The sequence below is a fragment of the Dactylosporangium sp. CA-139066 genome (assembly GCF_050936175.1).
Lineage (GTDB): Bacteria > Actinomycetota > Actinomycetes > Mycobacteriales > Micromonosporaceae > Dactylosporangium.
Window position 1 is genome coordinate 373,120 of the sequence record NZ_JBNJNH010000002.1, and the last position, 11,552, is coordinate 384,671.

The window sequence follows — 11,552 nt, forward strand, 5'->3', positions numbered from 1 at the left end:
GCCACGACTTATCGGACTTATCAGCATTTAGCGGGGCACGCTTCGACGCGGCGCGCCGACGACCGGAAATAATGCGAAATGTCGGATAAATCCTGTCGCGGAGCGGCGGGATTTATCCGTTTTCAGCCGGTGCCCTCGGCGCGCAGGTGGCGGCGCTGGACCTGGCGGCGCTCGCGCAGGACCGCCAGCAGGCCGTCCGGGGAGAGCGGCGGGTAGAACAGGAAGCCCTGGGCCGCCGAGCAGCCGAGTTCCGTCAGGCGGGCGCGCTGCTCCGGGTTCTCCACGCCCTCGGCGACGACGCGCAGGCCGAGGCGGCGGGCCAGGTCGACGGTGGTCTGGACGATCGCGCCGTGCTTCGGGGCGTCGAGCATCTGCGCGACGAACTCCCGGTCGATCTTGACCTCCTGCACCGGTACCCGGGTGAGGACCGTGAAGGCCGAGAAGCCCGTGCCGAAGTCGTCGACGGCGAGTTGGACGCCCAGGCGGCGTACGCGGGACAGGACGTCGTCGATCACCGGCGAGCTCGACAGCATCACGGTCTCGGTGATCTCGAGGACGAGCAGCTCCGCCGGGAGGCGGTGGCGGGTCAGCAGCTCGCCGATCGTCTCCGGGAGCTGGCGCTCGGCCAGGCTGCGGGCCGAGATGTTGACCGCCACCGGGACCGCCAGGCCGGCCCGGCGCCAGCCCGAGGCTAGGATGATGGCGCGCTCGAGCACCCAGTGGGTCAGCGGGGCGATGAGCTCGCTCGCCTCGACGGCGGGGAGGAACTGGGCCGGCGACAGCTTGCCGCGGCGGGGGTGCTGCCAGCGGATCAGGGCCTCGACGCCGGTGATCTGGCCGCCGGCGAGCGGGCCGGGCAGCGCGCCGCCCGACAGGGCGCCCGCGAGCGAGCCGCCCGCGAGCGCGACCGCGGGCTGGAGCTCGAGCGTGAGCTGGTCCTCGCCGGGGGCGGCGGCCAGGGCCTCGCGCAGTTCGGCGAGGAGGGCCAGGCGGTCGGTGCTGGCGTCGTCGCGGGACGGGTCGTACCAGGCGACGGGCTGGCCGCCGTCCTTGGCCTGGTACATCGCGATGTCCGCCCGCCGCAGCAGCTCCGTCAGGTCGGCCGAGCCGGCCTCGGCGACGACCACGCCGATCGACGGCTCCTTGGACAGGGCGACCCCGTCGATGCGCATGGGCGCGGCGAGGTGGGCGCCGAGCTTGCGGGCCCGCTCGACGGCCGCGGCCAGGGCGAGGTCGGCGCCGCCGACGGCCAGGTCGGTGATGAGGATCGCGAACTCGTCGCCGCCGAGGCGGGCGTGCAGGTCACCGGCGTTGCCGGCCTCCTGGACGCGCCCGGCGATGACGCGGAGGACCTCGTCGCCGGCGGTGTGGCCGAGGGCGTTGTTGACCTCCTTGAAGTCGTTCACGTCGAGCAGGAGCAGGGCGACCGGCTCGCCGGGCGGGCGGCGGCCGAGGCGCACGTTGCCGCGGGCGAGCAGGGCGGCGCGGTTGTACAGGCCGGTGAGCGGGTCGCGCACCGCGTCGTACGTGGTCCGCTCGCTCATCGCCCGCAGCTCGCCGTGGGTGATCGCGTCGTGCAGCGCGGCGGCCAGGGCGTCGCCGAAGGTGGCGAGCATGAGCCGGTCGCGGGCGCGCTGCGGCTCCGGGCCGGCCAGGCGCAGCTCGCCGACCGTGGCCGAGCCGACGGCCAGCGGACGGGTGGTGATGGGGCCGCCGGGCAGCTCGCCGTAGGTGCGCCCGCCGGCCAGCGATACCTGCGCCGCCCGTACGCCGAACAGCCGCACCGCCCCGGCAATGCCGGCCTGCGCGGCGTCGCGCTCGTCGAGGCGGTTGAGCTCGCGGGCGACCTCGGCGAACTCGGACCAGGTGCGCCGCTCCTCGTCCTCGCCGAGGCGGTTGGCGTAGAACTGGTGCATCAGCCAGAGCACGGGCGGCACGAGCAGCAGCAGGTACGCGTTGGTGGTGCAGGCCCACACGATGACCAGGCCGGCGGCGACGTTGCCGACGAGCATCAGCAGGTTGCCGCCGAAGATCGGCCAGGCAACCGTGCGGATCGGGCCGCCGGAGGCCGCGACGATCCGCGTGACCAGGAACGCGCCGGTCACCAGGTAGTACACGACGGCCGCGGCGACCAGCGCGCCGATGTGCAGCGGCGCAATCCCGTTGCGGATCTCGCCGCCCCACACGGCGGCCACGACCAGCGCGGCGAGGGCGGCGGCGACGGTGAGCGCGGCGACGCCGTAGATGCTCTCGCGCACGGGCCGCGCGCGGCCGTGGCGCGAGTCGATGGCGTGCAGCGCGGCGTGGGCGGCGCCGAAGCCGACCAGGGCGACCGGCGGTACGACGGCGGGCGGCAGGCTGGCGCACAGCAGCACGACCGCGGCCTCGCCCCAGGCCAGCCGGGCCAGGCCGCCGCCGATGCGCACCCGCAGCCGGGCCAGCTGCGAGATCATGGCCACCGCGGCGCCGGTCAGCAGCGCGACCGGCACGGCGGGCAGCCCGCCGATACTGAACCGATTCAACGCCGTGTCGACGGCGCCCTCCGACAGCCGCGTGGCCGCCACGAGCGCCCCGACGACCGACAGCAGGGCAGCAGCGACAAGGGCGGCGACGAGGCGCGGCGGCAGCGGCTTCATCGAACGGCCGAACCGAACCAGGCGACCGGACCGAACAACGCACACGAGCCAGCCAGGGCAGCCCGAACAGGCAAACCGCCCCGACCACTCGAGGCAGGCAAATCGGAAGGAGCGGCCAAAGCGGGCCAGGCGGCCAAAGCGGACCGGACCGCCGAAGCGGACCGGACCGCCGAAGCGGGCACAACCGACGCAGCGGACGCAGCCGGCGCAACGGACGCAGCCGGCGCAACGGACGCAGCGGGCCGGCCGGCCGGGGCGGGCCAGGGCGGCGAAACAGACAAAGCGGGCGCCGCGAACCCCGCAGCCGGCAGCCCGGGCGCGACGGCCGAAGCCGCAGCCGGCGGGGTCGAAGGGGGCCGCGGGGGCGAAACGAACAAAGCGGGCGGCGCGGACAGCAAGGCCGACGAGCAGGGCGCAACACATCGGCGCCCGTGCAGCGGCGAGTGTCCGGCGACCGGATGGGCGCGCGTCGGGGCGCTCACCATTTGCCCCCTTCCCTGCCCCACAGGGGTGCACGCCCGGCGAAATGGAACGCGCACCCCGTGAAGGCTAAGGCACGAAGGAAAGGGACAACAGTGGTCAGCGATGCGTTTCTAACTCAGATCATCGGCTGACGTTGCTCAAGCGGGCGTCGATTTGTCCAGCTGATCGGGGTCGGAGCCGGTCGGATCCGCCGACTTCTGGTCGTCCGCCTTGCGGTCGGCGTCCGGGTCGGGGAATTCGGCCGGGAGGCGACGGATCCGCGCCGTCATGTTGCGGATCAGGAAAATCGTCACAATGCCCAGGAGCACGATGATCAGCAGACCCATGGGGCCGGCCAGGCCACCGGACCGGGTGTCGCCGAAGTTGTTCTCGGCCAGAACGTCCAACGCGCCCATACGGCTACCTTACGCCCGCGAACAGATCGTCCTCGGGCACGCTCGACTCGACGAAGGACTTGACCAACTCGTAGTCCTCGGTGGGCCAGATCTTCTGCTGGATGTTGAGCGGCACCGCGAACCAGAACCCGTCGGGGTCGACCTGGGTGGCGTGCGCGCGCAGCGCGTCGTCGCGGGTCTCGAAGAACTCGCCGCAGGGCACCCGGGTGGTGACCCGCTCGGACGGGTCGGGGCGCTCGCCCTGCTCGTCCCAGTTCTTCATCCACTCCGTGTAGGGCGACTCGCCGGTCGTCTCCAGCATCGCCTCGTGCAGCAGCTGGATGCGGGTGCGGGACCAGCCCATGTTGTAGTACAGCTTCAGGGGCTGCCAGGGCTCCCCCGCCTCCGGGAAGCGCTCCGGGTCGGCCGCCGCCGCGAACGCCACCATCGTGATCTTGTGGGTCATCACGTGGTCGGGGTGCGGGTAGCCGCCGTTCTCGTCATACGTGGTGATCACGTGCGGGCGGAACTTACGGATGAGCGCGACCAGCGGCTCCGCGGCCACCTCGGGGTCGACCAGGCCGAAGCAGCCCTCGGGCAGCGGGGGCAGCGGGTCGCCCTCCGGGTAGCCGGAGTCGACGTAGCCGAGCCACTCCTGCCGCACGCCGAGGATCTCGCGCGCCCGGTCCATCTCGGCCCGGCGGATCTCGGCGATGTTCTCCCAGATCTCCGGCCGGTCCAGCTTCGGGTTGAGCACGCTGCCGCGCTCGCCGCCGGTGCAGGTGACGACGAGGACGTCGACCCCTTCGGCCACGTACTTCGCCATGGCCGCCGCGCCCTTGCTCGACTCGTCGTCGGGATGTGCGTGCACCGCCATCAAACGCAGCTGCTCGCTCACGAGCTCTCCTCAACATGTGTCCGGGCCCCGCTCGGGGTCCGCCCCGGTTAACGACCCTATTGTGGTCTGTACCTCCGACAAAACGACGAGGACGCACGCCCGTGACCGACCTGAACGAGACGCACGCCACATCGACCAAGTACCCGCCGGGCCGCTACGGCCGGCGGCGGGAGCCTCAGCCGCGCCGCCGCTGGCTCGTGCTCGCCCTCGCCGGCGTCGTCGCCGCGGCCGGCCTCGCCATCGCCTGGCAGCTCTACACGCAGTACGGCCCCCAGGACTACGAACCGCAGGTCCAGCGCTTCTACAACGTGAGCGACGACGGCATCACGGTGGACTTCGTCGTGCGCAAGGAGCCCGACCAGCGGGCCACCTGCAGCGTGCGGGCCCGCTCGGCCAGCGGCCAGGAGGTCGGGCTGGCCCAGGTCGACGTGCCGACCGGAGCCGAGGCGTTCGTCACATACAGGCTCGCAACGAGCGACCGGCCCGTCACTGTGGAGGTACCGGCCTGCGGGCCGCTGCAGTCGAGGTGAAGTTGACCCGTTGGTAACGCCTCGGCAAATTCAAGTGGCCGCGGTGATGCGAGTCACTGGTACCTTGGTGGTTTGGAACCGAGCGTGCCGTAAGGAGATTCTCAGTGTCGACCACCGACGGCGGACAGGCCACCACCTGGCTGTCGCAGGACGCCTATGACCGGTTGCAGGCCGAGCTCGACGAGCTCATCGCCAACCGTCCGGCGATAGCCGCGGAGATCAACGCACGCCGCGAAGAGGGCGATCTGCGCGAGAACGGCGGCTATCACGCCGCCCGCGAGGAGCAGGGCAAGGCCGAGGGCCGGATCCTGTACTTGAAAGAGTTCCTGCGCAAGGCGGTCGTGGGCGACGCGCCCACCTCCGACGCGGTCGCGCCCGGCACCGTCGTGACGATCCAGTTCGACGATGACGAGGACGACACCGAGAAGTTCCTGCTGGGCTCCCGCGAGATCGCCGCGACCACCGACCTGAAGGTCTACAGCCCCGAGTCCGCCCTGGGCAAGGCGATCCTCGAGGCCAACCGCGGCGACACGGTCACCTACACCGCCCCGAGCGGGGCGGCGATCAAGGTGACGATCGTCGACTTCGAGCCCTTCGGCGGCTGAGCGCAGCCGAGAGCGGCCAAGAGCAGCTGAGACGGGCGAAGGAAGACCCGCCAAGCAGCAAGGCCAAGACCCGCGAGGCAGCCGGCTACACGCCGAACGTGACCGTGTAGCCGGCTGATCGCAGCGCGTTGACGAGCCGATCCGAGTGCTCGGACCCGCGCGTCTCCACCGACAGGCCGAGCTCGACCTCGCCGAGCTGCAGGCGCGGGTCCTGGCGGCGGTGTGCCACGTCGACGATGTTGGCGCCCTGCTCGGCGATGTACGTGAGCAGCTTCGCCAGGTGGCCCGGCCGGTCGCCGCAGCGCACGGTGAACGTGAGGTACCGCCCGGCGGCGGCCAGGCCGTGCTCGATGACCCGGACCATGAGCATCGGGTCGATGTTGCCGCCCGAGAGGACGGCCACGACCGGCGTCTCGACCTGCACCGCGCCGGCGAGCAGGGCGGCCACGCCGACACTCCCGGCCGGCTCGACCACCATCTTGCCGCGCTCGAGCAGCATGAGCAGCGCCCGGGAGATGTCCTCCTCGGTGACCGTGACGATCTCGTCGACGAGCTTGCCGACGTGGGCGAACGTGATGTCGCCGGGGCGGCCGACCGCGATGCCGTCGGCGATCGTGCCGAACGCGCCCAGGCGCACCGGGCGGCCCTGGGCGAGCGACGGCGGGAACGCGGCCGCGCCGGCCGCCTGCACGCCGATGATGCGCACGTCGGGGCGGACCGCCTTGATCGCGACGGCGAGGCCGGAGATGAGCCCGCCGCCGCCCGTGCCGGCCAGCACGGTCTTGACCTCCGGTACCTGTTCGAGCAGCTCCAGCCCGATAGTGCCCTGCCCGGCGATGACGTCCGGGTGGTCGAACGGGTGGATGAACACGGCGCCGGTGCGCTCGGCGAACTCCTGCGCGGCGACGAGGGCCTCGTCGACGGTGGAGCCGGCGAACTGGACGGCGGCCCCGTAGCCCTTGGTCGCGGCGATCTTGGGCAGCGGGGCGCCGAGCGGCATGAAGACGGTGCTGGCGATGCCGAGCAGGCCGGCGGCGAGCGCGACGCCCTGCGCGTGGTTGCCGGCGCTGGCGGCCACGACGCCGCGGCGGCGCTCGGCGTCGCCGAGGCGGGCCAGCCGCACGTAGGCGCCGCGCACCTTGAACGAGCCGGCGCGCTGCAGGTTCTCACACTTGAGCCACGTCGGGCCGCCGAGTTTGGCGGTCAGTGGCCGGCAGGGCTCCACCGGGGTCAGGCGGGTCACGCCTGCCAGCAGTCGCCTTGCCGCTTCGACATCGGCGAGCGTCACGAGCTCCGATGGGACGGCGTCGGTCATGCCCCGATCGTGCCACCATCGCCGGGGTCCGGAGCGCGCAGCCGGGCCAGCCGGCCGTACTGCGCGCTCGTCACCGCGGCGATCAGCGTGACCGCGGCCGCCGCGGCCAGCACGAACAGGGCGGCGCCGGGCAGGCCGAGCACCAGCTGGCGGCCGAACAGGTCGGCGGCCAGCGCGCGGTCGACCGGGCCGCCGGCCGCGACCCCCTCGCGCACGGCGCCGATCTCGGCCCGGTTGGGCAGGCCGGCCAGCACGCCGTGCACCGTCGCCGCGCCGCCGGCGAGCAGGGCACCCCACAGCGACCAGACCAGCGCCGTCACGCGCCGGCGCAGCCCCGGGGAGCGCCCGACGCTGCCGTGGGCGAGCCGGCGCGTGCGCACCCCGAACGCGGCCAGGTTGGACCGGGCGCGGGCGCCCCAGACCCCGGCCGCGACCGCGCTGAGCGCGGCGACCGCGGCGAGCAGCACCCAGCCGGCGATGCGCAGCGCGCCGGCGAGCGCGGCCCGCCCCGGGCCGGGATGGCGGGCCGCCCACAGGTCGACCAGCGGCAGGAGGGTGATCGCGAGGTACACCAGCGCGGTGCCGGCGACCGCGGCCATCGCCACCGTCGCCCAGGTCGACAGCGCCCGGATCACCGGCGCCGGGCCGCCATCCGGGGCCAGCCCGGCGCGTGCCGCCGCCACGGCGCGGCCTGCTCGATCTGCCCGGCCACGCCGAGCAGCAGCGTCTCCGCGCCCGGCCGCCCGACGAGCTGCACGGCGACCGGCAGCCCGTCCGGGCGCACCCCGACCGGAATCACCAGGCCGGGGAAGCCGGCGAAGTTCCAGGGCGCCTCGTACGGCGCGTACCGGGTGTTGACGAGCATGTTCGCCGCCCACGACCGGGCCGACCAGCGCTCGGCGGCCGGCGGCGCGGTGGCCAGCGCCGGGGTGATCAGCACGTCGAAGCCGCCGTCGTCGAACCAGTTGCGGCAGCGCTCCCGCCAGCCCGCGCGGTCGGCCTCGCGGACCAGGCCGCGCTGCAGCGCCGCCTCGCCGAGCGCCACGTGCCGCCGGGTGCGCGGCTGCAGCTGGGCCCGGTCGAGCTCGGTGGCATCGAGGCTCGCCGCGGCGAACCAGGTGGCGAGCACCCGGGCGGCCAGCGCCGGCGGATAGGCCGGGTCGGCCCGTACCGCGCCGTGCCCGTGCGCGAGCAGCAGCCGGACGGCGTCGCTGAGGCCCTTGCGCGCGCCGGCGTCCGGGAAGACGCCGGTGACGGGGCTGCGCAGCGAGACCGCCACGCGGAGGGTGCCCGGTGGTGTCAGGGTTTGGGGTGTACGCCCGGAAAGCACCGAAAATCCGAGATGCGCGTCGGCAACCGTGGTGGCCAGGATGCCATTCTCGGTGAGGCCGTACCAGTCATTGGCGCCGATGCCGGCCGGCACCGCGCCCCGGCCCGGTTTGAGCCCGACGATGCCGCAGCAGGCGGCCGGGATCCGGATCGAGCCCAGCCCGTCGTTGCCGTGCGCGATCGGCACGAGCCCGGACGCGACCGCGGCGGCCGACCCGCCCGACGAGCCGCCGGGCGTGCGGTCGGTCCGCCACGGGTTGCGGGTGATGCCGGCGCCGTCGTCGGTGGTGGCCCAGACGCCCAGCTCCGGCATCCGGGTCACGCCGACCACGATCGCGCCCGCGCCGCACAGCCGCCGGACGACCTCGTGGTCGGTGTCGGCGACCGGGCGGCGCGCCGCGTCCGAGCCGTTCCAGGTCGCCAGGCCCGCGACCGGGGTGTTCTCCTTGACCGCGACCGGCACCCCGGCCAGGCCCAGGTTGCCGAGCCCGGGCTGCTCGTCGACCATCTCCGCCTCGGCGATCGCCTCGGCGGCGCGGACCTCGCGGAACGCGCCGACGATGCGGTCGTACGCCCGGATCGAGTCGAGGTGGTCGGCCACGACGGCCGTCGCCGAGGTGTCACCGCGGCGCACTGCGCGCGCGATCTCCCTGGCCGTGGCGCCGACCCAGGTGGTGGAGCGGTGCAGCATGCCGAACACCCTTCCGTACCCGTAGGCCGTCGCGTGCGACGGCGCGGTGCGGTCAAGTGTGTCAACGAGCGAGCGCGTACTCCAGATCGGCCAGAAGATCGTCGATCGTCTCGATTCCGACAGACAACCGGACGAGGTCCCCCGGCACCTCCAGCGGACTGCCGGCGGCGCTCGCGTGGGTCATCCGGCCCGGGTGCTCGATGAGCGACTCGACACCGCCGAGCGACTCGCCGAGGACGAAGAGGCGGGCGCGGTTGCAGATCTGCACCGCGTGCTCCTCGCTCTGGGCGCGGAAGCTGACCATGCCGCCGTACCGGCGCATCTGCTTCGCCGCCGTCTCGTGCCCCGGATGGTCGGGCAACCCGGGGTACAACACCTGGGTTATGCCCTTGGTCCTCGACAGGAACTCGACGACCTTCTCGGCGTTGTCGCAGTGGCGGTCCATCCGCACGCCGAGCGTCTTGATCCCGCGCAGCGTGAGCCAGGCGTCGAACGGCCCGTTGATCGCGCCCATGGCGTTCTGGTGGTAGGCGAGCTCGCCCATGAGCTGCTCGTCCGTGCCGATCAGGGCGCCGCCCACGACGTCGGAGTGGCCGCCGAGGTACTTCGTCGTCGAGTGCACGACGACGTCCGCCCCCAGGTGAAGCGGCTGCTGCAGGTAGGGCGAGGCGAAGGTGTTGTCGACCACGAGCAGCGCGCCGCGGTCGTGGGCGACCTGGGCCAGCGCGGCGATGTCGGCGATGCCGAGCAGCGGGTTGGTCGGGGTCTCGACCCAGACGATCCGGGTCCGCTCGGTCATTGCGGCGCGCACCGCGTCGACGCTGTGGATCGAGGCGGCGGTCCAGTTCAGGCCCCACCGCTCGGCCACGCGGGAGAAGAGGCGGAAGGTGCCGCCGTAGGCGTCGTCCGGGATGACGACGTGGTCGCCGGGCCGGCACACGGTGCGCAGCAGCGTGTCCTCGGCGGCGAGGCCGGAGGCGAAGGTGAGCGCCCGGCGGCCGCCCTCGAGCGCGGCCAGGCACTCCTGCAGCGCGTCGCGGGTCGGGTTGGTGGTGCGACTGTATTCATATCCTTGACGCGGCGCCCCGACGGCGTCCTGCGCGTAGGTGCTGGTCTGGTAGATCGGCGGCACCACCGCGCCGGTGGCCGGGTCCGGCTCCTGGCCGGCGTGAATGGCGAGCGTCTCGAAGCCGTGGGTCATGGGCTCGACCCTAACGGCGACTAGGCTGGCGGGCGTGTCGGACTGCCTGTTCTGTTCCATCGCGTCGGGCGCGACGCCCGGCTTCATGGTGGCGACGACCCCTACCGCCGCCGCATTCCTGGACATCCGCCCGGTGTTCAAGGGCCATGTGCTCGTGGTGCCCAGGACGCACGTCGTCACGCTGAGCGATCTCGATCCGGGTGAGATTCCGGCGTACTTCGGCTTCGTCCAGCAACTGGCCCGCGCGGTCGAGACCGGCCTGTCGGCGGGCGGGACGTTCGTCGCGATCAACAACCGGGTGTCGCAGAGCGTCGCCCACCTGCACACCCATGTGGTACCGCGGACCAAGGGCGACGGGCTCAAGGGCTTCTTCTGGCCGCGCACGAAATACGAGTCGGACGATGAAGCGTTGTCGTTTGCGGAGAAGATCTCCACCGTAATGAGCTCATAAGGCCTTACGACGGATTGCGCGGCAAACTTGAGTCCAAGCACCTCAAGTTTTTAAGGAGCGGATCGTGTTCCTGCGGTTGAACAAGCAGCTTGACCTGCCGACGGCCGAGTCGGCTCTGCCCGGGCGCGACGCCGAGATGCCGGTCGCCGCGAAGCACACCGTGCTGGGCACCCCGCTGCGCGGGCCCTGGCCGGCCGGGCTGGAGGTCGCCTACTTCGGGATGGGCTGCTTCTGGGGCGCCGAGAAGATCTTCTGGCAGATCCCGGGTGTGTACTCCACCGCCGTCGGCTACCAGGGCGGCTTCACCAAGAACCCGACGTACGAGGAGACCTGCTCCGGGCAGACCGGCCACACCGAGGCCGTCCAGGTCGTCTACGACCCGGCGAAGGTCTCCTACGAGACGCTGCTGAAGGCGTTCTGGGAGAACCACGACCCGGCCCAGGGCATGCGGCAGGGCAACGACGTCGGCACGCAGTACCGCTCGGCCATCTACACCACGACCCCGGCCCAGGCCACTGCGGCCGCCTCCTCGCGCGAGCTGTTCGCGCCGGTGGTGCGCTCGACCGGCCGCGGCGAGATCACGACCGAGATCGCCCCGGCCGGGCCGTTCTACTACGCCGAGGACTACCACCAGCAGTACCTGTCGGACTCGAAGAACCCGTACGGGTACTGCAACCACGGCCCCAACGGCATGACCTGCCCCATCGGCGTCGGCACCCTGCCGTCCTGACCGCACGCCGCACACCAGATTGAGCACGGGCGCCGGGCGATGCCGGCGCGCGCGGGCACACGGATCAGCTGGCACGGCTTACATTGTTGTCATGATCGTGTTCGATATGAAGGACGAGGAGGCCGAGCCCCGCCCTCCCCGCTGGCGGAGGGTGCTGTCGCTTTCCGGTGGCTTCCTGAGCCTTCTGGTCGCGGCGACGATCCTGCTCGCCGCGCTGGCCTTCGTGGTCTGGGCGCTGTTCTGGGTGGGTGTGTTCGCGTACGAAATTCCCCGGGGCTGACGGCGCCGGAGGTCAGCGACATCGGCGCG

12 protein-coding genes are annotated in these 11,552 nt (G+C 72.6%); 5 read left to right on the forward strand and 7 right to left on the reverse strand.

Annotation, left to right across the window (positions count from 1 at the left end):
* Positions 1-122: 122 nt before the first annotated feature.
* The 3 genes from ACQEVU_RS46360 to mca form a co-directional block, all read right to left on the reverse strand.
* Positions 123-2,636: a putative bifunctional diguanylate cyclase/phosphodiesterase gene (locus ACQEVU_RS46360; protein ID WP_433336098.1), complete on the reverse strand. Its 2,514-nt coding sequence runs from the start codon at positions 2,634-2,636 to the stop codon at positions 123-125.
* Between the two features lie 620 nt (positions 2,637-3,256).
* The gene (locus ACQEVU_RS46365) at positions 3,257-3,514 is read right to left on the reverse strand and encodes a hypothetical protein (protein WP_433336100.1); all 258 of its coding nucleotides are present in this window, start codon (positions 3,512-3,514) and stop codon (positions 3,257-3,259) included.
* A 4-nt stretch (positions 3,515-3,518) separates the two neighbouring features.
* A complete protein-coding gene (gene mca / locus ACQEVU_RS46370) occupies positions 3,519-4,391 on the reverse strand; it encodes a mycothiol conjugate amidase Mca (protein WP_433336102.1) in 873 nt (290 codons plus the stop codon).
* 101 nt (positions 4,392-4,492) lie between these two features.
* Here mca and ACQEVU_RS46375 point away from each other — a divergent pair, with 101 nt between their 5' ends.
* Positions 4,493-4,921 (forward strand): DUF4307 domain-containing protein, encoded by a 429-nt coding sequence (locus ACQEVU_RS46375; RefSeq protein WP_433336104.1) that lies wholly within the window; start codon positions 4,493-4,495, stop codon positions 4,919-4,921.
* 104 nt (positions 4,922-5,025) lie between these two features.
* Complete coding sequence (gene greA, locus ACQEVU_RS46380; RefSeq protein ID WP_433336106.1) at positions 5,026-5,526, forward strand: transcription elongation factor GreA; 501 nt, start codon at positions 5,026-5,028, stop codon at positions 5,524-5,526.
* An 85-nt stretch (positions 5,527-5,611) separates the two neighbouring features.
* Here greA and ilvA read toward each other — a convergent pair whose 3' ends face one another.
* From ilvA to ACQEVU_RS46400, 4 genes are all read right to left on the reverse strand, one after another.
* Positions 5,612-6,841 (reverse strand): threonine ammonia-lyase, encoded by a 1,230-nt coding sequence (gene ilvA, locus ACQEVU_RS46385; RefSeq protein ID WP_433336108.1) that lies wholly within the window; start codon positions 6,839-6,841, stop codon positions 5,612-5,614.
* A complete protein-coding gene (locus ACQEVU_RS46390; protein ID WP_433336110.1) occupies positions 6,838-7,524 on the reverse strand; it encodes a hypothetical protein in 687 nt (228 codons plus the stop codon). The genes ilvA and ACQEVU_RS46390 overlap by 4 nt, the downstream gene beginning before the upstream one ends.
* On the reverse strand, positions 7,473-8,861 hold the full coding sequence (locus ACQEVU_RS46395) for an amidase (RefSeq protein WP_433336112.1): 1,389 nt from the start codon (positions 8,859-8,861) through the stop codon (positions 7,473-7,475). The genes ACQEVU_RS46390 and ACQEVU_RS46395 overlap by 52 nt, the downstream gene beginning before the upstream one ends.
* 61 nt (positions 8,862-8,922) lie before the next feature.
* Entirely contained in the window at positions 8,923-10,062 is a 1,140-nt protein-coding gene (locus tag ACQEVU_RS46400) for a cystathionine gamma-synthase (RefSeq protein ID WP_433336114.1), read from the reverse strand.
* Positions 10,063-10,096: 34 nt separating this feature from the next.
* Here ACQEVU_RS46400 and ACQEVU_RS46405 point away from each other — a divergent pair, with 34 nt between their 5' ends.
* The 3 genes from ACQEVU_RS46405 to ACQEVU_RS46415 all read left to right on the forward strand — a co-directional run bounded on the left by ACQEVU_RS46405 (position 10,097) and on the right by ACQEVU_RS46415 (position 11,523).
* Positions 10,097-10,513 (forward strand): HIT family protein, encoded by a 417-nt coding sequence (locus ACQEVU_RS46405; RefSeq protein WP_433336116.1) that lies wholly within the window; start codon positions 10,097-10,099, stop codon positions 10,511-10,513.
* A 64-nt stretch (positions 10,514-10,577) separates the two neighbouring features.
* Complete coding sequence (msrA, locus tag ACQEVU_RS46410; RefSeq protein WP_433336118.1) at positions 10,578-11,243, forward strand: peptide-methionine (S)-S-oxide reductase MsrA; 666 nt, start codon at positions 10,578-10,580, stop codon at positions 11,241-11,243.
* A gap of 91 nt (positions 11,244-11,334) precedes the next feature.
* Entirely contained in the window at positions 11,335-11,523 is a 189-nt protein-coding gene (locus ACQEVU_RS46415) for a hypothetical protein (protein WP_433336120.1), read from the forward strand.
* Positions 11,524-11,552: the final 29 nt, after the last annotated feature.

Bases quoted from the DNA above. Each gene is read 5' to 3' on its own strand.
- ACQEVU_RS46360 (WP_433336098.1), bottom strand. From the start codon at position 2,636: ATGAAGCCGCTGCCGCCGCGCCTCGTCGCCGCCCTTGTCGCTGCTGCC.
- ACQEVU_RS46365 (WP_433336100.1), bottom strand. From the start codon at position 3,514: ATGGGCGCGTTGGACGTTCTGGCCGAGAACAACTTCGGCGACACCCGG.
- ilvA (WP_433336108.1), bottom strand. From the start codon at position 6,841: ATGACCGACGCCGTCCCATCGGAGCTCGTGACGCTCGCCGATGTCGAA.
- ACQEVU_RS46395 (WP_433336112.1), bottom strand. From the start codon at position 8,861: ATGCTGCACCGCTCCACCACCTGGGTCGGCGCCACGGCCAGGGAGATC.
- ACQEVU_RS46400 (WP_433336114.1), bottom strand. From the start codon at position 10,062: ATGACCCACGGCTTCGAGACGCTCGCCATTCACGCCGGCCAGGAGCCG.
- ACQEVU_RS46415 (WP_433336120.1), top strand. From the start codon at position 11,335: ATGATCGTGTTCGATATGAAGGACGAGGAGGCCGAGCCCCGCCCTCCC.